21 protein-coding genes are annotated in these 20,784 nt (G+C 42.7%); 7 read left to right on the top strand and 14 right to left on the bottom strand.

Annotation, left to right across the window (positions count from 1 at the left end; translation table 11 throughout):
- Nucleotides 1-791, bottom strand: a 791-nt coding sequence (locus L4C33_RS09670) for an aldehyde dehydrogenase family protein (protein ID WP_428812232.1), incomplete at its 3' end; no start/stop codon positions are given.
- A gap of 135 nt (nt 792-926) precedes the next feature.
- Nucleotides 927-1,328 (bottom strand): RidA family protein, encoded by a 402-nt coding sequence (locus L4C33_RS09665; RefSeq protein WP_428812231.1) that lies wholly within the window; start codon nt 1,326-1,328, stop codon nt 927-929.
- Between the two features lie 157 nt (nt 1,329-1,485).
- Between L4C33_RS09665 and L4C33_RS09660 the strand changes: the two genes are divergently transcribed.
- Nucleotides 1,486-2,373: a LysR family transcriptional regulator gene (locus L4C33_RS09660; RefSeq protein ID WP_428812230.1), complete on the top strand. Its 888-nt coding sequence runs from the start codon at nt 1,486-1,488 to the stop codon at nt 2,371-2,373.
- A 6-nt stretch (nt 2,374-2,379) separates the two neighbouring features.
- Here L4C33_RS09660 and L4C33_RS09655 read toward each other — a convergent pair whose 3' ends face one another.
- Complete coding sequence (locus tag L4C33_RS09655) at nt 2,380-3,339, bottom strand: nitrilase family protein (protein WP_428812229.1); 960 nt, start codon at nt 3,337-3,339, stop codon at nt 2,380-2,382.
- Nucleotides 3,340-3,438: 99 nt separating this feature from the next.
- Here L4C33_RS09655 and L4C33_RS09650 point away from each other — a divergent pair, with 99 nt between their 5' ends.
- The 3 genes from L4C33_RS09650 (at nt 3,439) to L4C33_RS09640 (ending at nt 6,280) form a co-directional block, all read left to right on the top strand.
- The gene (locus L4C33_RS09650; protein WP_428812228.1) at nt 3,439-4,308 is read left to right on the top strand and encodes a LysR family transcriptional regulator; all 870 of its coding nucleotides are present in this window, start codon (nt 3,439-3,441) and stop codon (nt 4,306-4,308) included.
- 330 nt (nt 4,309-4,638) lie between these two features.
- Nucleotides 4,639-4,995: a ribosome hibernation-promoting factor, HPF/YfiA family gene (gene hpf, locus L4C33_RS09645; protein ID WP_428812227.1), complete on the top strand. Its 357-nt coding sequence runs from the start codon at nt 4,639-4,641 to the stop codon at nt 4,993-4,995.
- 298 nt (nt 4,996-5,293) lie between these two features.
- A complete protein-coding gene (locus L4C33_RS09640) occupies nt 5,294-6,280 on the top strand; it encodes a sensor domain-containing diguanylate cyclase (protein ID WP_428812226.1) in 987 nt (328 codons plus the stop codon).
- 120 nt (nt 6,281-6,400) lie between these two features.
- Here L4C33_RS09640 and L4C33_RS09635 read toward each other — a convergent pair whose 3' ends face one another.
- The 4 genes from L4C33_RS09635 to L4C33_RS09620 form a co-directional block, all read right to left on the bottom strand.
- Nucleotides 6,401-7,240 (bottom strand): SGNH/GDSL hydrolase family protein, encoded by an 840-nt coding sequence (locus L4C33_RS09635; RefSeq protein ID WP_428812225.1) that lies wholly within the window; start codon nt 7,238-7,240, stop codon nt 6,401-6,403.
- 139 nt (nt 7,241-7,379) lie between these two features.
- Nucleotides 7,380-7,694: a hypothetical protein gene (locus tag L4C33_RS09630; protein WP_428812224.1), complete on the bottom strand. Its 315-nt coding sequence runs from the start codon at nt 7,692-7,694 to the stop codon at nt 7,380-7,382.
- A gap of 286 nt (nt 7,695-7,980) precedes the next feature.
- Nucleotides 7,981-8,499: an RNA methyltransferase gene (locus L4C33_RS09625; protein WP_428812223.1), complete on the bottom strand. Its 519-nt coding sequence runs from the start codon at nt 8,497-8,499 to the stop codon at nt 7,981-7,983.
- Between the two features lie 176 nt (nt 8,500-8,675).
- Nucleotides 8,676-9,545, bottom strand: a complete 870-nt coding sequence (locus L4C33_RS09620) for a LysR family transcriptional regulator (protein WP_428812222.1) — start codon at nt 9,543-9,545, stop codon at nt 8,676-8,678.
- A gap of 245 nt (nt 9,546-9,790) precedes the next feature.
- Between L4C33_RS09620 and L4C33_RS09615 the strand changes: the two genes are divergently transcribed.
- Together L4C33_RS09615 and L4C33_RS09610 are read left to right on the top strand one after the other, a co-directional pair.
- Nucleotides 9,791-11,416: a response regulator gene (locus L4C33_RS09615; protein WP_428812221.1), complete on the top strand. Its 1,626-nt coding sequence runs from the start codon at nt 9,791-9,793 to the stop codon at nt 11,414-11,416.
- Nucleotides 11,417-11,739: 323 nt separating this feature from the next.
- On the top strand, nt 11,740-12,087 hold the full coding sequence (locus L4C33_RS09610; protein ID WP_428812220.1) for a DUF3316 domain-containing protein: 348 nt from the start codon (nt 11,740-11,742) through the stop codon (nt 12,085-12,087).
- A 116-nt stretch (nt 12,088-12,203) separates the two neighbouring features.
- On the opposite strand, the gene L4C33_RS09605 is transcribed toward L4C33_RS09610, so the two are convergent.
- From L4C33_RS09605 to L4C33_RS09580, 6 genes are all read right to left on the bottom strand, one after another.
- Nucleotides 12,204-13,007 carry an SDR family NAD(P)-dependent oxidoreductase gene (locus L4C33_RS09605; RefSeq protein ID WP_428812219.1) on the bottom strand — a complete coding sequence of 268 codons (804 nt, stop codon included), beginning with the start codon at nt 13,005-13,007 and terminating at the stop codon, nt 12,204-12,206.
- A gap of 36 nt (nt 13,008-13,043) precedes the next feature.
- Nucleotides 13,044-13,340, bottom strand: coding sequence for a DUF1330 domain-containing protein (locus tag L4C33_RS09600; protein WP_428812218.1), 297 nt, complete (start codon nt 13,338-13,340; stop codon nt 13,044-13,046).
- 190 nt (nt 13,341-13,530) lie between these two features.
- A complete protein-coding gene (locus L4C33_RS09595) occupies nt 13,531-13,755 on the bottom strand; it encodes a hypothetical protein (RefSeq protein ID WP_428812217.1) in 225 nt (74 codons plus the stop codon).
- Nucleotides 13,756-13,844: 89 nt separating this feature from the next.
- On the bottom strand, nt 13,845-14,471 hold the full coding sequence (locus L4C33_RS09590; RefSeq protein WP_428812216.1) for a hypothetical protein: 627 nt from the start codon (nt 14,469-14,471) through the stop codon (nt 13,845-13,847).
- Nucleotides 14,472-14,650: 179 nt separating this feature from the next.
- Nucleotides 14,651-16,618, bottom strand: coding sequence for a CHASE3 domain-containing protein (locus L4C33_RS09585; protein ID WP_428812215.1), 1,968 nt, complete (start codon nt 16,616-16,618; stop codon nt 14,651-14,653).
- Nucleotides 16,619-16,855: 237 nt separating this feature from the next.
- Nucleotides 16,856-17,767, bottom strand: coding sequence for a DMT family transporter (locus L4C33_RS09580; protein WP_428812214.1), 912 nt, complete (start codon nt 17,765-17,767; stop codon nt 16,856-16,858).
- Between the two features lie 96 nt (nt 17,768-17,863).
- Between L4C33_RS09580 and L4C33_RS09575 the strand changes: the two genes are divergently transcribed.
- A complete protein-coding gene (locus L4C33_RS09575; protein WP_428812213.1) occupies nt 17,864-19,306 on the top strand; it encodes an aminotransferase-like domain-containing protein in 1,443 nt (480 codons plus the stop codon).
- Between the two features lie 163 nt (nt 19,307-19,469).
- On the opposite strand, the gene L4C33_RS09570 is transcribed toward L4C33_RS09575, so the two are convergent.
- A partial coding sequence (locus L4C33_RS09570) for a methyl-accepting chemotaxis protein (protein WP_428812212.1) occupies nt 19,470-20,784 on the bottom strand: 1,315 nt, incomplete at its 5' end.

Raw genomic sequence — 20,784 nt, 5'->3', positions numbered from 1 at the left:
GCAATCACAAGTGCATTTTTACTGCCCATTTCTAGCTGACAACGCACAAAGTTTGGTGCAGTCGCTGCAGCAACTTTACGGCCAGTATCAACCGAGCCAGTAAAGCTCACGCCATTGATGTCTTTAGAATTAATAAGCGCATCACCCACTTTCGAACCACTACCCAGCACCAGGTTAAAAGTACCAGCTGGAATACCTTGTCGATGGATGATCTCGGTAAGTGCAACGGCACTTGCTGGCGTTAGATTTGCAGGTTTCCAAATAACACTGTTACCAAACGCTAGTGCCGGAGCAATCTTCCAAGCTGCAGTTGCAGTTGGGAAATTCCAAGGAGAGATAATGGCGATAACGCCAACGGCTTCACGAGTCACTTCAACGGAGACCCCTGGACGGACGRAAGCTGCGTTATCACCAATTTGGCGCAACACTTCTGCTGCAAAATATTGGAAAAATTGACCTGCTCGGTAGATTTCACCGCGCCCTTCAGCAAACGGCTTGCCTTCTTCACGAGAAAGCAATGTACCCAACTCGTCACAACGAGCAATAAGCTCATCGCCAATGGCTTGCAAAACCGCTTGCTTGCGTTCAATCGGTGTTTTTTCCCACTCAGGTTGAGCGTATTTTGCCGCTGATATTGCTTGCTGAACCTGTTCTTCACTTGCTTGCGCAAATTGACCCAGGTTTTCAGAAATATCTGAAGGGTTGATGTTCGCAACAGTGTTAATGCCTGATTGCCATTCACCTGCAATATAAAGTGCGTTTTCTGCTTGAATACTTTTTGTTTGAGTCATGTGGGCTTGAGTCATCATTCTATCCTTGTCACGGTTGAGCTGCATTTGAGTCTGGCAGCCAATTATTTATGTAAGTTGTGCAAAATTTTGAGACTGATTAAATCACCGAAGTCATATCAATAATTTTAGTCGTTACTATGGTTGCGGTTGTGAAGCCGAAGCGTAAACCACAAACTCCACCAGCATTTCTTCGCGAGCTAAGCCTGCAACCACAACCGCAGCTCGATTTGGGTAAGGTGCATTGAAATATTCAGCATAAATGCTGTTTACCGTTTTCAAATACTCACGGTCAGTGACGTAAATCAGAACTTGTAGAACTGAGTCCATAGACTCACCAGCACATTCCAATGTGTGAACAAGGTTGCTAAAAGTTTGACGTGTCTGAGCCTCAATTCCGCCTTCGACTACTGCGCCGGTCTCATCAATTGGGATTTGCGCCGTATACAGCGTGCCGTTATTTACGATTGCCCATTCAAGTGGTGCTTTAGAAGCAAAAAGAGAGGTTTTTACTGGGTGTTTTTTAGTTTGAGCGTTCACGATTCCATCCAACTTTGTAACAACTATGTTTCAAGATGGTTAAATACTGCCAATTGACACTTGATAAATCTAACGGTAAATTTTGTGCATTTGATAAATAAAACTTATCACCTTGCTTAAAGTGAGGTAAATCAAGGGCTGGCAGGGAGCTGGAGAAATGAGTATTAAACTACAACAACTGAAACATTTTGTTTTGGTCGTCGAAGAAGGTGGTTTTCGGGCAGCTTCACACCGCGCAAATCGATCTCAAGCGGCACTTTCTACCTCAATTAAAGAGCTAGAAAAGATACTTGGGCAGGCGCTGTTTGAAACAGGGAACAAATCGACACTCACACCATTTGGGGAAATATGCCTCCCTAAAATCATACAATTTCTGAATGTTTACAATGCTTTAAATAACGACCTAAGAGCAGCAGCAGCGGGTCAACAAGGCCGAGTTCGAATCGCTAGCGTGCCTTCTGTTGCCGCAAAATTGATCCCAAGTGTACTCGGTGCTTTCTGTGAGCAATTCCCAAATGTTGAAGTTAGCCTGATCGACGATAATGCGGCAGGTGTTGAAGAAAGGTTGCTCTCAGGAGAGGTAGATTTAGCTCTGGGAAATTGCTCGAATCTTGAAGAAGAGTCGATCATGTTTACGCCACTCATCGCCGATCCAATCGGTGTAGTGTGTTTAAAGGACAACCCGATAGCAAGTCAACCAAATGGGATAGAATGGCAAACTTTGTTAAAACAACCTTTCATTAGAAATGGGACTTGCACCCTACTTGATCCAACGCCCGCGCGAACACTCAGCGAGCAAGCTCTTTACTCAGTTGAAAACATTACTTCGCTATTTTCGGTATTAGAATTAGGGATAGGGGTAACAACGTTACCCAAGCTTGCGTTCCCAACTAACGAAACTCGCCTTGTTTGGCTTCCATTAATCGATCCACCATTACAACGTCAGATCGGTATTTTCAGATTAGCCGACCGAACTATTTCACCACAAGCTCAGGCATTTTATGATTTATGTGTTCAGTATTTAAATTACAGTGATGAAGAATGATTACCGCTACTCTTCTGCAAAACGAGCTTGATGAGGGTCAAGCTCATGGCCTAGTGCTTCGGTGATCGGTTGATACARATCAGGACGACGTCCACGGATCCAGCGACGCCCGGTACACATTTCAAGTTCTTCGGCGTGAAGCTCTGCGACAACCATATCATCTTCAACGCTGTCCGTTTCAATGAGCGTTTCTCCATAAGGGTTAAGGATCATCGCATTACCCGTTCGTACTTCACCAGTATCGACCCCAACACCGTTGCTGAAAATCAGAAACATCCCGTTGTCGTGAGCTCGTGAAGGCAACCAACGCATTAGCCACTCTCTTCCATTCTTACCTTGCATTTCCGCACGTATCGCCTCTGGATCTTCATGCCTATTCAGCCATAGATTGGGGTCTATGTTCTTCATTGAATTAGGGCTTCGTGACTGGCATCCCCCTGTTTGATGAGGTGCGATCAAAATATCTGCACCTTTTAACGCGGTGATCCTAACGTTCTCAACTAAGTTATTATCCCAACAGATCAAGATCCCCACTTTACAACCGTGCGGGGTATCGAACACTGTGTATTCACTACCACTACTCATGTGTGGGCTAACAAAGGTATGAAGCTTACGATGCTTTTGAACTTCACCATTCGGCATAGCAAAGACGTAAGTGTTGTAGAGCTCTCCGTCAGAACCGATTTCGATTAAACCAGCCCCCACACTCATTCCAAATTTTTCTGATAATGCCAATAACTGCTGAGTCGAATCACCACTTGGGACACACTCAGCGAGACCGACTATCTCTTCCCTTGATAACTTAGATACGTGCCAATAGCCCGTAATGCACATTTCAGGGAAGCAAACTATTTCGACACCTTGCTGTGACGCGGCTTCAACATAATGCTCGATCATCGATAAGTTATAAGCTTTATCATTAGCATGGTGGTTCATCTGAACTGATGCGACTTTTATATCTTTCATGGTTGTCTCCGAATCATCATTATCTAGTATGGAGTCAGTATAAAAAACACATTCAATTCCTTATAATGAATAATATTTTAAGTTTAATGAGCATATGGAATGGATGTAGATCTACTTAAGGCATTCGGTCAACTGGCTAAATCTGGCAATTACCGTCTCGCTTCAGAGCAACTTTTCATGACACAGTCGGCGTTAACAAAAAAGATTCAGCGTTTAGAGTCGAGCATAGGGACGACATTATTTGCCCGAGGAAGAAATGGAGCAGAGCTAACGCGCGCAGGTGAGGTTTTGCTACCAGAAGCTCTCAAAATCGTCGACTCAATGCGACTATTTAAACAACTATCGAGTTCAGTTTCAGCGGGGACGAGCGGGCATCTCAACATTGGTTTCGGCGTGTCGACGTACCATCAAGCTCCAAAGCTGATCGCCGCGTTTAAGTCCCAATATCCTGACGTACACATTGCCTTGAACGACACCCCTTCACAACAACAGATAGACGCACTACTTACCCATGAATTGGATATCAGTTTCAATCGGCTTTCAAACCAACCTTCCCTTAATAGCCAACTATTATTTGAAGACACTTTAGTGGTCGCAGTACATAAGAAGCGTAATATCACCTCTTCAAACCTACTTCGAGAGCTGGCTGATTTACCCTACTTAAAACTCGCTCAACACCGTGGTCCTGGGCTGAATAAGCAAATCCAAGCCTACTGTTTTGACCAGGAATTAGAGTTAAACATTACTCAAGAAGCCGATGATATTCTCACATTACTTGCGCTTGTTTCAGCGAACCTCGGGGTCACCATAGTGCCAAGCAGTGCACGGCAGTTAAACGACGACCATATTGAATTCATACCATTATTGGGAGAGCACACTAAGTGGGGAGTCGGGATGACGTGGGACGCAGACAGAGAACACCCGTTACGCGATCGGTTTGTTCAATTTGTAATTAATACGCAAATATAAAATGAAACACTTAAAACGCTAGAGAATGATTAACGAATAATATTTCGCCAAATCAAGACTATACTCAACAATGCTTCGATAGTTTTTCTGGCGGTGACAGGCAGCCATTTAGGGAAGAGATAAAGCTTTAAAACGATACACGGCGTTTTTTTATGCAGAGATGAATATTCCGAAACATAATATGCTGCTGCTCTTCCCGGTATTCAAGGGGGTAACCCAATATTATTTGATAACACTGAACTCAATCACACATGTGTGAACCGACACTTGGTTAAAACGCGATGTATTTGCTAGGTTTAAGACACACAGTCATTGGAAAGGTATGATTATATGAAAGTAAACGTTCAGACACACCACGTATCAATTAACGACGACTCACGTAAAGAAATTGAACAAAAATTTGAAAAAGTATCAGCTCACTTTCCGCAACTGATCAGCTGCGACATTATCATCACCAAAGAACATGGACAGCACGAAGTAGAAATCTTTACCAATTACGAAGGCGTACGAGTTTCAGCAAAAGCGACTAACGATGTTATGTATCCTGCCATTGCCTCTGCACTGAAAAAACTAGAGACAGGATTAAGCAACCGTAAAGGTCAATTGAAGTCAGATCTTCATGCTAAACCGACAAGTACTAAGCCAGAGATTGCTTCTGATATCATCCAAGAGATGAAGCTAGTTTAATAACTAGACACTAACCAAATCACGGAAGCCAGCATGCAAATGCTGGCTTTTTTCGTTGTTACCCGCTCAAGCGCGAATTGAATCTAGCCTAATTCCGAACCATTGACTCCATTTTAGAAGCCTGCAATTCAAGCCCAATCAGTAGAGCGCTTATTAGTAAGTATCTTATTTGTAAGAATTGAAAAGCCCTAAGTCCTTACCTAGACTTATAATTCAATAAGTCTATCTGCTCATATTAGAATCCGGAGAGAATAAATTGAATGATCACTCTTCTAGGGTAGAACGGCCTAATACACACATGAACACCTATTTCCCACTCGAATTTTTTGATGAGCTGTCTCAGGCTAAAACGTTAGGTGACATCCTGCATAGTACGTCATATTGGATTAATCACATCTTTCAAGCCGATAGGGTCAGTGTCGCCCTACAACAAGATCCGAAGTTCTTATCACTGTTCGCTTTAACGGGTAGTGAAGTCATACCTATTGACCGCCCAATCCCAATAGAAAATACGATGGTCGGCAACGTTTTTACCAGTAAACAACTCAGTATTTGTAACGATACCAGTGTTGAAACACTCATCGATTGCCAATGGCTGACCGAAGGCGGTTTGCTATCTTGCATGGATGCTCCACTAATCAGTGAAGACAAATGCTATGGCACGATTAATATCGCGCATAAAGACAAAGACCACTTTACAGAGCAAGATGCACAAGTACTTAAAAGCTTAGTAAGCTGGGTCGCGGCTCAAATACGAACTCAGAAACAAATGGTTAAGATGGAAGCATTAGCAAACATCGATACCCTCACCGGGATTCTGAATAGACGTGCTTTTATTGAAGCCACTAAGCTCATCAACCATCAACCAAGAGCTTCAGATAAGGATCACGCACTTTTAATCATTGATATTGATAACTTCAAGTCACTTAATGACAAATATGGTCACTTGGGAGGCGACGACGTATTGGTTGCAATGTCACGGCGAATACAAGCCATTAAAAGGAAAGATGATTTGTTTGCCCGAATCGGTGGGGAAGAATTTGTTTTACTGCTGTCCGATATTACAGAGCCCAATGCAGTCGAACTTGCGGAGAAGTATCGACAATCCCTAGAAAAGATGACCGTTTACTTCAATAACAATCATATTAAGTTCACGGTAAGTATTGGTATTTCGAGCCCTAGGACAACTGACAGTAACTTCAGAGATGTGATTTCAAGAGCTGACAATGCGCTATATAAAGCGAAACAAGCAGGGCGAAATAAAGTGTTTTGTTGGAGCGATTAAGTTACCCCCCGAAACAAAAACTCGTAATATCTCTTTTCAGTGAAGCTAGGTTATTCATAGCTTCACTCTAGTTTGAATCACTCACAACATTAACGAACGTAACGTCGACAAAGTTTATTGCTAATTCAAAGTGCTCATTTCTAACTGAGGTTTCAGCACTTCTAGCCACTGAATATATGCACTCGCCGTTAGGTGCAAGTCATCACAACTGTACTCATTCTTCAGTATGTCGTTTTGAGCCAATACTTGGTTCACATTCAGGAATCGTAATTGATGGCACTGACAATACTCAGCAAGCAACTCATTGAGTTCTGTCACTTGTGCATTCAAGCCTGACAGCCTTTCTCCGCAGTACAATGTAGATTGAACAAGAATATCAATCCCCTCACAACGCCATATTTCTAGCATWTCTTGATAGTTGCTGARAACATCATTAACCGATATCCCCTGTGCCAGGTCATTAATACCCGCCATCACACAAACCAGTTTAGGTTTCACCAATAAGGTCGTGTCGATTCGCTTTAACATTCCTGCCGTCGTATCACCAGCAAGCCCACGGTTAGCTAACGAATAATCGCGAAGCGCGTCGATCCAAGGGCCCCATTCAGTAATTGAATCTCCAAACATGACGAGATTAGATTGCGGAGCAAAGCTTCTATGTCCATCTGTCGCCAAAATGTAACGGCTCATACTATGCCCACGTTGATCACTCTCTAACTGAGCTTTCAAGCGAGATACGGAAGCTTGGTCACTTCCCGAAAACTGATCATTTTCAAGTAAGCGTTCAGTCTGTGTTTTAAATGCACTTAACCGTGTATCCAGTCCGTACTCTAATTTCAACTCGTTAAGAGCATCCATTAAGGCGTACAACGATATTTGCTCGCCTACGACTTGATAAAGTGAATAGAGGTCAAGAGTGTCGTTCTCTTTAAGGGCGGTGAGTAGTGCTTGTTTGTCCATAAACCTAGAGTTCGATTGTGGGAGTCGAATGCCATACTAAAAGATAAGGGAGATAAATGCAGCAGATTAAGTGGAAGATAAAACAACAAAGCCTGAGCAGGGCTCAGGCTTTAGGAATTCTTGTATCGAACTCATAAGTTTAAAACGAAGAAAGGTAACGTTGTTCGCGAATCTTGTTACCGTTTTCATCAATCAATTCGAATGTAAAAGTACGGCCATTATCAAGAAGATTAGCGGCCATGAATGTGCCTTTAGAACCTGTAACAAAAGTCTGAGTTCCGTTACCGATTACTTTTACCGCAACATCACTAACCGGTTGACCAGATTTTAACACTGTCACATCCGCACGGTTACGGTCTGCATTTACACGAATGGTGTAGTCACTAGCAGGCATTGCATAAGCTAGAGTTGAAGTTAAGGCTGTAAGGGCGATTGCTTTTAGTACTGTTTTCATAATGGTTTCTCTCTCAAATTTGTTAGTAAGTTATTTTCTATCACTGCGTCTCTGCGCTTGAGATAAATACTAGATGTGATGAGAGTCACAAAAAACCGTATAAATTCGTTACTCATGTTCGAAAAATTCGAATGATTATTTTGTGCTAACTTATTCCTCTCTTCAATAATTGTAGTGCTGGTTCTTAATTCACTTGTTTATGACTGAAACCCGCTCTCCAGATAACGGGCACAAAAAAGCAGAACCATAGGCTCTGCTTTCAATGACATCTGGATATTGTGGTGATCTACTCTGCTGTAGCCTTCACTTTTAAGTGATTGCGATTATCGCGACTACTACGGATCAATTCTTCGCTGTCATCAAGGACATCGGCTTTAGCCAGTCGATCGTAGAGCAAGACATTCACCGTCGCGGCTAAGTTCATACAGCCAACAGTAGGTACGTAAACAACGTGATCAGCTTTGTCTGCGACATCTTGAGATATTGAACCATCTTCAGGGCCAAAAATGTAAATAGCATTTTCTGGATGTTCAAAGCGAGGAAGCGGTGTCGCGCCTTCAGCTAACTCAACACAAACGATTTTAGTTTGCGGGTCTAAGCCATCAAGGAAAGAGTCGACAGATGAAAGCGGGATGGTACGTGCAGCGCTTTTTGTATCAGTATGAAACTTAGCGGCTTTTGCATAACGTTGGCCCGTATATTTTACTTCATCCACTTGGTAACACCCAGCAGCACGCATTACTGCGCCGACATTAGTTGGGCTTTTAGGATTAGTTAAGCCAATAGTTACATGACTCGCTTTCATAGTATTTCTCACTTAGACGACAGCTTAAGTACACGATGTACTTGGGAGGGCGGCATTCTAGCAAAGCCGCTCCTAATCGGAAAGTTAAGAGCAACCCCATAACCATAAGTGGGGGTAAATTTAGTCTAGAGGCTGTGGTTTGTCCTAGCTAATAAGGATTGGTCTAATGATTAGGCTCAATCTAAGTGTTCAGAAAGATAGTCGACAAGTAAACGAACTTTAGGGGATAGGTTACGGTTTTGCGGATACAACGCCCAGATCCCTTCTTTATCATCGCGGTAGTCGGAAAGTACCTCAACAAGGTTACCCGATTCCAAATCGTCACTGACATAATAATCTGGAAGTTGTACTAACCCTATACTTTGCTTAGCGGCATCCAATAGAGCTAATCCGCTGTTGCACTTTATTCTGCCGTTGACTCTGACACTACGAGACTGCTTATTTTCTTTAAAACGCCAGTGTTCAAAACTGCCTAATAAACACTGATGATTCGCTAGCTCAGACAAAGTATGAGGCTCGCCGTAACGCTCGATATATTCAGGGCTCGCACAAATGAATAACTGTCTTTGTGAAAGTCTCTTTGCGATTAAGCTTGAGTCTTCTAATCGACCTAAACGAATCGCTACATCAACCCCTGAATCAATGAGATCTAACTTTTGGTTAGTCAGCATAAGCTCTAATTCAACTTGCGGGTGTGATTTCAGAAACTGATGCAATATCGGAGCGAGTTGGCGCTCTCCGTACGTTACCGGAGCAGTAATTTTTAACAAACCTTTTGGCGTGGATTGCATTTGAGTTACCGTAAGCTCAGCAATTTCTAACCCTTCAACAAGCTGTTTACATTGTTGATAGTAAGTTTGCCCAGCCTCTGTCAAAGACACTTTTCGGGTCGTCCTATTCAGGAGTTTGACAGCCAAGCGTTCTTCAAGGTTTGCCACACGTCTACTAATTTGAGCAACGGATGTTGCCAGTTTTTTCGCTGCGCCAGTGAAGCTTTCCATCTCGGCAACCGCGACAAACTCGCTTACACCTTCCCAATTTGCCATTTACTCTACTCATTTCTCGTACTGATTAATTACGCTTAGTGTATTTTAGAACAGGCAGCCTGTCACACAATCTAAACAACTTATTGAAGCGAGAACCGACCGCTTATTAAAAGAGCTACGAAGGGTTACAACTCAGATACAGACAGGAGTGAGAATCTATCAGCAAAAGTGATTATAGTAACTTGAACAAGTGAATTCAGYTACTTACACTCAATTACATCTCTCAATTTCATAAAGGGTTAACAGTGGAGATAAACACGCAGTACCTCAATGACATTAATATCCTCATCATTGATGACTCAAAGACTTCTTCAATGCTAATCAAACAACAGCTCGTTAGTTTGGGCATCGCACACGAGCGTGTCAGCTCAGTCAGTTCATATCAAGAAACCATCAAGATAGTCGGAACACGTCATTACGATATCCTAATTATGGACTATCACCTGGAGCAAACGCTAACCGGGCATGAACTCACGACCTTGTTATACAAAAACAACTTCATTAATGAAACGACTGGTGTCTTGATCATCTCCGGTGACTCTCGTCAGGAGACCGTGCTGACTTCATTGTCTGGTAAGGTGAAGCACTTCATCACTAAGCCGATTAATACCAAAGCTCTGAGTAACAAAATTCATACGATTTACCGTGAGGGAGAGCTGCTCGGGAAACTGTCAGAAGCACTGAAAAGCCCTACACCAGAGCTCACCGGGCAATTACTGGATATCGTCGAAAAACTCAACTTTGCTATTAGTCTTGAGTCGAGCTTAATAGACTTACTCATATCACATGGGATGTGGGATACACTCACCGAGTACCTGGCTCATACTACTTCAGCGAATCACCCAACCAAACAATATGCCTATGCCAAGCTGTTAGACAGATCAGGGCAAACCGACCAAGCTATTCAATTGCTGTCGGAGTACATCGTCCAACACCCGTTATCGCTCAAAATAATGGACTGTCTGGTTGAATTGTATGAACAACAAGGCCAATGGCGAGACGCATTGCATTGGGCATTAAAAGGCTTTGAACTCACCCCAAGCATGAGTGACCGAGCGATACACGCAAGTCAGCTTGCCGCGAAGTTGAATCAAAGAGAAGTCCTGATCCACATCGGTGACACATTCGCCAATCACATTTCACTAGCGGATAGTCACTGGCTTACTTCGATCATTACTTACACCCACCACTTAGAGACTGCCTATTTCAATAGCGAACTCATTGAATCTAAAAAGTCGCTATTGGCCCATTTTGATTTATTCATTAAAAATGCAGAAAAGAAGCTGACGGAAGTACGAAGAGCTCACCTAGTATCTTATAGCCAAATATTTATCAGCCGAATTTGGCTGTGTGAAGGGAAATTAGATGCGGCCCATAATGCTCTATTGAATGCGATAGCTCCCTACTACGAAAACTTAGCAAAATGCCCAATAGCCATAACGCATGAAGCGTTGCCTCTGTTAGAAGTGTTTGGCGAGCTGTGGCTATCAAAACACTTACGTAGTGTCGTGAAAGTTCCTAACAACAGCGCTAGCAAGCTACCAAAGCACTTATCGCATGCCCCTTTTGATATCGAAGCGCTCAAAGAGTTTTACCTTCAACTCAATACCACCGAGATCATTACGGCCAATGACATCATTTCGCGATACGAGAAAGTGATATCTGACTACCCTTACGCGACAGGGGTAAAAATGGATTATCTAGATACGCTACTGAAAACAAAAACGACACCGGGAATGAGTGTCCCTGTCGTCTTATCAGCACTATCGAAACTTAACCTCCCACCAAACTGGGAACGTTGGCTAGAAAGTTTGACTCAAGCCGAGCCTCGCACATCAGTGCCCGCTCCATTTTCGATTACTTCTTTATAGCCCATACGCTTTTTCAAACATCGAAACTTTAGAAGTCTGTATTCAGCGTGAGAGTCTGTTATTTTTAAACTCTCACGCACCCTCCTCTGCTTATTTTAGGCCTCTTCCAAAGCCAGTCATTGTCAACGTCGCGTTATAAACAGAGCATAGCTACGGGAATGATAAGCCAGACCTATCATTGAAACATTTTACTGACATAAGTAAGTGCATCTTTACCAAACATAACCGATTGTTTACTTTCGCTGACACCCACTTTACGAAAGGATTGATAGGATTAACTTCACCAACACAATGGTCATTAATTATAAGAGAAGGTACATCCTATGAAGAAAGTAATCATCCTAGCGTCAACACTGGTTCTTAGCTCTACAGCATTCGCTGCTACATCAACTCAAACGGCTGGCACTGAAATGAAGTCAACGGGTTACTCATCTCAAGAAGCAGCTTTCGAAGCTGGATACGACATGATGGACGAGCTAAATACTAAGTCGTCGTTCGAATTGTCGAAAGCACTACCCGCAAGCGGCCACACGGCTCAAGTACAAACATTTGAAATTGAAGGCATGGAAGTAACTGTAGAGAAGTTCGCCGTTGAACGTGGTGAAATTCAGTACCGTGCAGTATTAGATGTTAACTACCAATACAAATTCACAGAAAGCGGCAACAGCTAGTCAGTCGCAATCATAATAAACCAGACAACAGAGAATGGACCCCATGTTGACCTTACAAGTAACAACACCCAGCTCGAGGCTGGGTGTTCAGAGATACTTTAATGTACAGAGATAATTTAAAATGCTTGGATGATTCTTTTCATTGTCTCAACCACTTTTTGTGATTTCTCATCGTTTAATGCATCAGGGTGAGGGTTTGAGAACTGTTCAAGATCGTTATCAAAATACAAACCATGGGCTCGACTGAACTCTTCAGAGAAAGACGCACGCTCCAAAATATCAACACCGACACTCAAATCACTGCCAGCGACACCAAATGCATCACGCACCATTTTACTGCCTAATAAAGACTTAGGATTTACGGATACAACCATAGGTCCCGTTTCTTTCAACTTTATTCCTAGCAGCCTTGACCACATAGTAATCGCAAGTTTGCTTTGAGAGTATGCCTCACGATCAGACATTTCCACGAGCCCAGACATAGCATCCAAATTAACAGAACTCTGCGCTGCCGAAGACAAATTCACCACTCTACCTGTTGCACCGAGCAGCGGTAGCAATTCAGTCGCCAATAAATAGGGAGCGTAAGTATTCACCACAAAACGAACATCAAGTTTGTCTGATGTTACTGGGGCAGGTGTAGCAAAAACCCCTGCGTTATTAATCAATACATCAAGCTTATCAAAACGAATCTTCAGTTCGGATATCATCTGCTTAACGGCAGCGATACTCGATAAGTCTGCAATAATACTTTCTACGAACCCTGAACTTTCAAGGTTAGACAGTTGCTCACCTACCGCTTTCAATTTTTCAGGGTTACGGCCATGAACTATTACATGATGGCCCTTTAAGACCATAGATTTCGCCGTTTCAAAGCCGATACCATCGGTTGCACCCGTGATTAGAATTATCTTTTTCATTACCACACTCCCTTCAATACCTATGCAGGTACAAGACTAAGCTTCGCCTTCAATGAGTGCATGATGGCTCACAGAACCGGCAGTGCGGGCCTCTAAGTGCGGCACGTATTCAGGATCACCCATGAACGCGATTGCGGCCTCTTTTGACGGCCATACGATGATTACACGAAGTGCAGGCACCTCGGCATCTCCTTCTAAGCGGTCATGATTTGTGGTGCGCGCTAGATATTTCCCGCCATGTTTAGCGACTAATCGGTTCGCCGCTTCAATGTAACCTGCGACCCAATCTTGGCTGGTTGGCGACACTTCAAGTACTGAATAATAATTGGACATTCTTTTTCTCTGTAGGTGAATAGCAACGTCATTAAGATTAGCACGAGCGAACAAAATGATAATGGACGATTAGTACCAATCAGTTTTCAGAAAATAGAAGTAACCAAGTAGAAAACAGATAGACATACACCTATGTCTATCTGTTTTGATAAAGGAGAGATAACGCTTTAGTGTATAAATTGGCCTGATGCTATTTTTTAGGCGAGTTCTCGACATTACTTTCTGGTCGATAGCCCATAATTTTGATGTTTTCACCATGAATTGAGTTTTTCATTAAACACCATAGCGCTGCTAGAAACCGTTTATCGAGCTGATAACGACGGATATATCTAACGTGAATAAACGTATAGAGCAGAACAAAGAAGACAATAAGCGCAGTAAGACCGCCAGCTTCCTCTATTGAGAGCAAATTCATTTAACAGACCAAATAGATGATAAAAACCAATTCACAAAATTACCCTACCATCACGTCGTGAGCCAGAAATTAAATTAGAAACACGTCATTTATTTTGAGCCCTTACTCTCTAGTTCTTTCCATATTTGTTGTTGCTTATCGGTACTGCTTTCTAGCGCTTGCGCGGTTGTTTTTATCGCGGTCGCCATCGTCGATATGTTTGAAGTTGCTTGAACCACTGTCGACTGCATTGGCCTAAGCACTAGCCAATAAATACAGGCAATGACCACAATAAGAACCACAGCAATTGCGATAATAACGAGCATTATGTTGAACTTTAACTCAGTAAAAAACGCTTCGCTTTTCTCCTGCACAACTTGCTTGGCAACGGGTAAAGCTTGTACAGAGTCACTTGAAACGGTAATCAATTGATTCAAATTAACGACGGTTTCAGACAACAATGACTGCTGTTCTAGCGACAATGATTCATTGTTAGCGATAAGCTCTAGAGAATCTGAAATACTTTGAAAGGAACCTTGTATTCCCTTTACTGAGGCTTCTATTCCTTCCATTTCCAGAACCATATTGACGTTGATGAATGGTTTACTTTGCTCAGTTCTTTCTGCCGTTTCTATCAGATCGCTTGGTGTTTCATCGGTTTCTTCGGCATATGCTTTTCCGAGTGCAGCAATAGCCAAAATAAGAATAGCGATAATAAGTGTCATAGGTTGCTTCAAGGGACCCCCTAACAAATTTGTGAGTGTGGCTAAGTATAGCTATAGGGATTACATCCATGTATTCGGATATGTCCCCACAGTAATTTAGCCAAAAGATAGAACGCCTTTTAGTATCTGCGAGTTCAATACCATAAGAAAAAGCGAGCCTTAGCTCGCTTTAAAACAATCTACAAAACAACTTAAGCTGATTTAGTCACTTTAAATTGACCAACAATCTGTTGTAATTGATCCGATAGACTTACTAGCTCCTGACTAGACTCCACCGTTTGCTCTGCGCTGTCTACACTCTCGCGAGAGATTTTGTTCACACTCACCACATTTTGATTAATCTGCTCGACAGTGACACTTTGCTGCTCAGATGCACTCGCACTTTGTGTACTCATGTCATGGATTTTGCCAATAGAACTCGTGATGGTATCAAAAGCTCCACCTGATTTTTCAGCTTTAACAACACTCGATTTGACGATGTCACTGCTTTTTTTCATACTTTCGACTGCATCTTGTGTACCGTGTTGCAGACGTTCAATTAAACTTTGAATTTCTGAAGTCGAGTCTTGAGTTCTTTGCGCTAATCCCCTTACTTCATCAGCAACAACTGCGAACCCACGCCCTTGCTCCCCTGCTCGTGCGGCTTCAATAGCTGCATTCAGCGCAAGTAAATTGGTTTGAGCTGCAATACCCAATATCACATCTAGAATACCGCCAATATTGGTTGCCTCTTGTGCAAGATCATCTAAAAGCCCAACAGTACCGTCGAGTTCTGATTCTAATGTATTAATACTATCAATCGTTTCTTTTACTACTGCCATGCCTTGTTTAGCTTCAGCATTTGCTTCACTCGCAAACTGCGCCGTATCCACCGCATTCCTAGCGACTTCTTGCACCGATATAGACATTTGGTTCATTGCAACCGCAACCTGGTCTGTCATATGCATTTGCTCATTGGCACCGTTATTAGTGCTCTCAGTTATGCTAGTCAATTGACTAGATGAGCTACTTAACCGCTCACTTGCTACAGCCATATTGCTAATGATTACTTTCAAACTGTCTGCTGTGGATTTAAGCGCATTGGTCAAATGGCCGATCTCATTGTTAGCGCCTTTTTCAATATTTAGGGTTAAGTCTCCCTTCGCTAACTGCTTAGCAATTTCAATTACTGCGTTAATTTGATTTGTTATGCTTTTGGAAATGACAGCGCCGAAACAAAAACAAAAAATAGCTGCAGAAATGCCACCTATCGCGATAGATATCAATGCCAAATTCGACGCTGAGCTTGCGGCTTCTTTTCGTTGATCCATCAACGATTGTTCGATTCCAATAATTGTTGCTACTTTTTCGCGTAAGCCATCCATAAATTGCTTACCCTGCTTTTTAGAAAGCTTGTCATACAACTCGTCCATTGAACTGTAACGGTTAGTATCTCGAACCAACTGAATCGATTTTTCTGCATAGTTATCGACCCACCCTCGAATGTTACGAGATAACCTTGAATCAGGCATAGCGCTAAGAAGAGATTCTATATTGGCTTTACCAGCATGATAGGGTTCAAGAAACGCCTCCTGGCGATTTAGCATGAAGCCTCGGAGTCCTGTTTCCATATTGATCATGTTTTCCAGGATCTCATCCCCAGTCGCATATTGCTCAGTCGCAATTTCCGCTCTCAAGCCATCCATCTGAGCTTTGCCAATGCCACTAGCGATCAACCCTTTAAGCTTATTCACATACGACTCGCCCTCGTGAATATTCTTTCTCAAGTTAATCGTACTTAATGCGTATTCTTGCCAACCAGCCGCATCTTTAGCAACTTCATCAAATCGTACTTGTTGAGCAGGGTTATCACTTGTTAGATTTTTTACCGTTTCCAGATACTCACTAAATGCTTCTTTACCTGCATAATAAGGTTCTAAATATTCTTCTTGCCCGCCAATGGCATAGCCTCTTAAGCCTGTTTCTTGATCAACCATAGCGTTGACCAGCCCATTAGACTGATCAATAACTCTGTACGTGTGAGCGACCATTTTGTCTGTTTGACTCATCGTTTGGATCGAGCTCCAAACAACCGCACATAACGCAGCAATAATCCCCACAGTAATAACGTTACCAAACAATAACTTACTTCGAATAGTAAGATCGGATATTTTTATCATAAGTTGTCCCTAGCTTGCTTAATTCCCTGACGCTGTCTAACTATATGAATTATTTTTATTTTCTATATTCATATAGGCCCTTATAACTAATCATAGGAGAACATAACAAACATAAGCAACCAGTACCTTATTATATTTAATTAATTGCACTTCATTGATCTACATCAAGTTATTAGATATCAAAACCCAAACTTCCTATAAAGTAACTTCAACTTTACAAATTAAGCCAAAAGGGAATTATTGTTGGCTTACCTTTACGTGAACGACCTCTTTTTTCCCAAGACGAAACTGCGGGTTCTTAACCACCAAGTACACGGCAATAGCAGCTAAACAAAAACCTAAAGCACCTAGCGCATCAAAAGACTCTCCGAACATAAGCCAAGCTTGAATAGCAGTCACAGGTGGAACCATATAAAACACAGATGCCACAGAGGAAGCTGCGCCATTTTCGACCATATATAAGAGCAGCAAAATCGCCACACAAGAGAGAACAACCACCAGCCAAACCATGGTTAAAATAAACTCCATCGTCCATTGAACTTGCATAGTTTCATATTGAAGTGCAGCGGGTAAAAACAGCATACCTGCAGCCAAATATTGAACTAACGCACTACCAACCATATCGACACCTTTGCAATAGCGTTTTTGATAGAGCGTACCGAAAGTAATCCCAACTAGCGCTAGCATACATGCGCCAAAAGCAATCAGTTTATGGTCATCGTTTTGCCATTCAATATCACCAATCAGAACTAAGCAGATCCCTATAAAACCTAACGCTAACCCCAACCACTGGGAGAATTTAAACCTCTCGACGGTAAAGCCCACGATTAGCAAAGCGGTAAGTATGGGTTGCAAGCCGACAAGTAAAGAGCTCAAACCTGCTGGCATGCCCCACCCAATAGCGAGATAGCTGCCCCCTAGATAAAAACCGTGGATCAGCATTCCCACGACAAAGCTGTGAAAGAACTCTATTCCACGTGGGATCTTGCGCTTTAGTAGCACGACCAACAATAGGAAAAAACCAACGTTCGACACCATGCGAATAGTCAACAAAGTCGCAGGCTCAGCGTATTCCAAACCGAGTCGTGCCCCTATAAAACCAGAAGCCCATAACAATACGAAAACGAAGGGAATCAACTTTAATATCATTTATAAACCTCTAGTAATTTTGTAGCGTTGTGGTTACTTTAATTAGGTACAGAATGATAAAAAAGAGACAGAAACAGATACTTTTATGGGTACAGAATGGATATCAATAACAAATACTATCAAGTCGAAAAGTACATTACGCAATCCATAGAGAAAGGGGTTTTTAATGCAGAAGACAAACTGCCTTCAATTCGACAGTTAAGCGAGCAGCTTGATGTAAGCAAAAACACGGTGATTCGAGCTTACCAGGAGCTAGAAGCAACTGGATATATCTATTCTGTACCTCGCTCGGGCTACCGAGTAAAAACTTGGTTTACCCAACCAGACGCTGAACCCGTAACACCGATGGATATCGACCTTTTAACCATGGCAAAGTCGATTCTTTCTTACCCTGAAGGTAAGCAAGTGCTCGCTACAGGTTCTGCGCATCCAAACACAGACTCACAAGCGATTAAAAGCCTTTACGCCACCATAGGTCGCCATAGCCGCTTACAAAGTCAGATACCTAGCCACTATCAGCTACCACCTGGGAATGACCGTTTGGTGCAGCAGTTGCTCAAAATCAGTCAGGAATTAGGCGTAAGAACCGGTAAGAACGAAATAGCGATTACCAATGGGGCTCAACAAGCGATCACTCTTGCTCTTCGCGCTTTGACTCAACCGGGAGATATTATCGCGGTGGAATCGCCCTGTTACTTTGGCAATTTGCTCTTGCTCGAATCATTAGGGCTTAAAGCGTTAGAGATCCCGAGTAATGTCACAACAGGAATGGATATATCTAGCCTTAAAAAGGGGCTAGAAGAATGGGATGTCAAAGCCATTTTAGTGACACCAAACTTCAATAATCCAACGGGTTCTCAGATGCCCCTCACTCATCGTCAGGCATTGCTTAATGTCAGTGCCAGCATCCCTATTATTGAAGATGATGTGTTTGGCGGATTAAGTGCCAGTGAATGGCTACCGCCTCTTAAGTCACTCGATAATCAAGGACGAGTGATCTACGTAAATTCCCTGTCTAAAACATTAGATTCAAGGCTACGCATCGGTTGGCTGCTGTCTGAGCGATACCAGAGTCGAATTGAAAAGCATATCCTTGGTGAAAATATGGGAAGCTTAAACTTAATGCAGTCTGCGACTGGGGAATTTTTAACAACCGGTAAATATCGAACGCATGTAGACAAAATGCGACGCTGCTACCAATCGAATGTAAAACAGTTTTCTTCGCTACTCTCCTCGGCACTGGATCGCCACAAATGTTTGAAAGATCAGTACCACCTTAGTCGCCCTAACGGTTCTTTTCTCATATGGTTGACCTTGCCTAWACATACCATTAGCCACCAAATATATTTGGAATGTCGAAAGCATAAGGTACACGTACTGCCCGGCTCTGTGTTTGCCACAATAGGTCAATACGACCACTGTATTCGATTGAGTGTCGCTAACTTCCAAAATGATCACCTGTGGCAGCAAGGTATCGACACGCTTGTCGATATTATTGCTCAACACCTTAAAATCGTTCCGCCCCCTCATATCGACTGATATTGGTCTTTCCTCAGACAAGAAAGAAGTTAACAAGGGTAAAAACAAAAATCCCCTACACGAAAACGATAGGGGATTTTATTCAATGGCGCTTATCTGTAGTGCTTACTCCCTTGCTTGATAGCGCGAAGCCTCGATTTAAGAGACCCGACTTAAGAAAGCGCTAAACTTCAAATTGAGAAACTAAGGTGTCCAACGACTCACACTGCTCTTGTAGTGCCATACACGCATTTTCTGCACTGCTCGCCATTTCCACCATATGCATGGTACTTTCAGCAATGCGTTGAACATTTTGGTTCACGTCTTCTGATACATTGGATTGTTGAGATGCAGCCGTCGCTATCTGTGTGTTCATATCATTCATTAAGCCAATTGAGTTACGAATTTCACTCAGGGAAGACGCGGCCATCTCGGCTTTACTGATCGTACTTTCACTACTCTTCTTACTTTCACCCATTACACTTACAGCTTGCTTAGCACCGGCTTCAAGTCGTTCGATCATGGATTCAATCTCACCCGTGCTTTCTTGAGTTTTACTTGCCAACGCTCGTACTTCATCTGCTACCACAGCGAAACCACGACCTTGCTCACCTGCACGCGCGGCTTCGATTGCTGCATTCAGTGCTAATAGGTTAGTTTGCTCAGCGATACCTTTAATAACATCCAAAATCGACGCAATGTTTTTCACATCGGTATCCAATTCATGCACAACGCTACTTGCGTTATCAATGTCACGGCCGAGTTGCTCAATTGAACCTACCGTCTGCGTTAAAGTTGCATTCGCAGATTCAACTTCATCATGGGCACCGCTACTCGCACTCGCAGCATCTGTTGCGTTGCCACTCACCGTTTGGCTAGTAACTTGCATTTCATGTACCGCTGCGGCTACCACCTCACTTTCTTGCTGTTGATTCGACGAGAACTCGGCGACGCTTTGCGTAAGTGATTTAATGTTTTCCATTTCAGCACGCACCGCGTTAGAAGCAAAAATAACTTGTTCAACGGTTACGTGAATTTTGCCAACGAATAGGTTAAACGCACTGCTCAAACGCGCAATTTCATCGTCACCTTCAACACTCATTCTCTGCGACAAATCACCATCACCAGAGGCGATTTCATTCATTGCTTTTTCTACATTTTGGATAGGTTTTATAATGAAACGGTTCGACAACCACATCGCAGCTAATGCCGCGAGTACTGCCATTGCCATCCCAATTTCTATTACCAATTTACTAGATTGAATCGAGTCATTCGCTTGCTGTCTTAACTCGGTTTGTTTTTCTTCGATTAAGCCACGAATGGAACGTAATTGCTCCCGAACAATCGCAAACTCTTTATCAATAGCTGGAGTGGTTTGTGCATTGTATTCCGCGGCTTCTTTAGGGTTTGAGAATAATGGCTCATGCAACGAAACCCACTTCTTAGCTGATTGGATAAGAGCTGTATATTCATTTCGAGAACGACTATCTAACACACCG

The organism is Vibrio makurazakiensis (assembly GCF_050337375.1).
Classification (GTDB): domain Bacteria; phylum Pseudomonadota; class Gammaproteobacteria; order Enterobacterales; family Vibrionaceae; genus Vibrio; species Vibrio makurazakiensis.
The sequence above is the reverse complement of the archived record's forward strand: the minus strand, read 5'-3'. Positions and strand labels throughout refer to the sequence as shown.

Excerpts from the sequence above, each read along its gene's own strand:
- L4C33_RS09610 (WP_428812220.1), top strand. The coding sequence starts at position 11,740 with ATGAAGAAAGTAATCATCCTAGCGTCAACACTGGTTCTTAGCTCTACA.
- L4C33_RS09660 (WP_428812230.1), top strand. The coding sequence starts at position 1,486 with ATGAGTATTAAACTACAACAACTGAAACATTTTGTTTTGGTCGTCGAA.
- L4C33_RS09630 (WP_428812224.1), bottom strand. The coding sequence starts at position 7,694 with ATGAAAACAGTACTAAAAGCAATCGCCCTTACAGCCTTAACTTCAACT.
- L4C33_RS09580 (WP_428812214.1), bottom strand. The coding sequence starts at position 17,767 with ATGATATTAAAGTTGATTCCCTTCGTTTTCGTATTGTTATGGGCTTCT.
- L4C33_RS09640 (WP_428812226.1), top strand. The coding sequence starts at position 5,294 with ATGAACACCTATTTCCCACTCGAATTTTTTGATGAGCTGTCTCAGGCT.
- L4C33_RS09605 (WP_428812219.1), bottom strand. The coding sequence starts at position 13,007 with ATGAAAAAGATAATTCTAATCACGGGTGCAACCGATGGTATCGGCTTT.
- L4C33_RS09585 (WP_428812215.1), bottom strand. The coding sequence starts at position 16,618 with ATGATAAAAATATCCGATCTTACTATTCGAAGTAAGTTATTGTTTGGT.
- L4C33_RS09620 (WP_428812222.1), bottom strand. The coding sequence starts at position 9,545 with ATGGCAAATTGGGAAGGTGTAAGCGAGTTTGTCGCGGTTGCCGAGATG.
- L4C33_RS09650 (WP_428812228.1), top strand. The coding sequence starts at position 3,439 with ATGGATGTAGATCTACTTAAGGCATTCGGTCAACTGGCTAAATCTGGC.
- L4C33_RS09595 (WP_428812217.1), bottom strand. The coding sequence starts at position 13,755 with ATGAATTTGCTCTCAATAGAGGAAGCTGGCGGTCTTACTGCGCTTATT.
- L4C33_RS09625 (WP_428812223.1), bottom strand. The coding sequence starts at position 8,499 with ATGAAAGCGAGTCATGTAACTATTGGCTTAACTAATCCTAAAAGCCCA.
- hpf (WP_428812227.1), top strand. The coding sequence starts at position 4,639 with ATGAAAGTAAACGTTCAGACACACCACGTATCAATTAACGACGACTCA.
- L4C33_RS09600 (WP_428812218.1), bottom strand. The coding sequence starts at position 13,340 with ATGTCCAATTATTATTCAGTACTTGAAGTGTCGCCAACCAGCCAAGAT.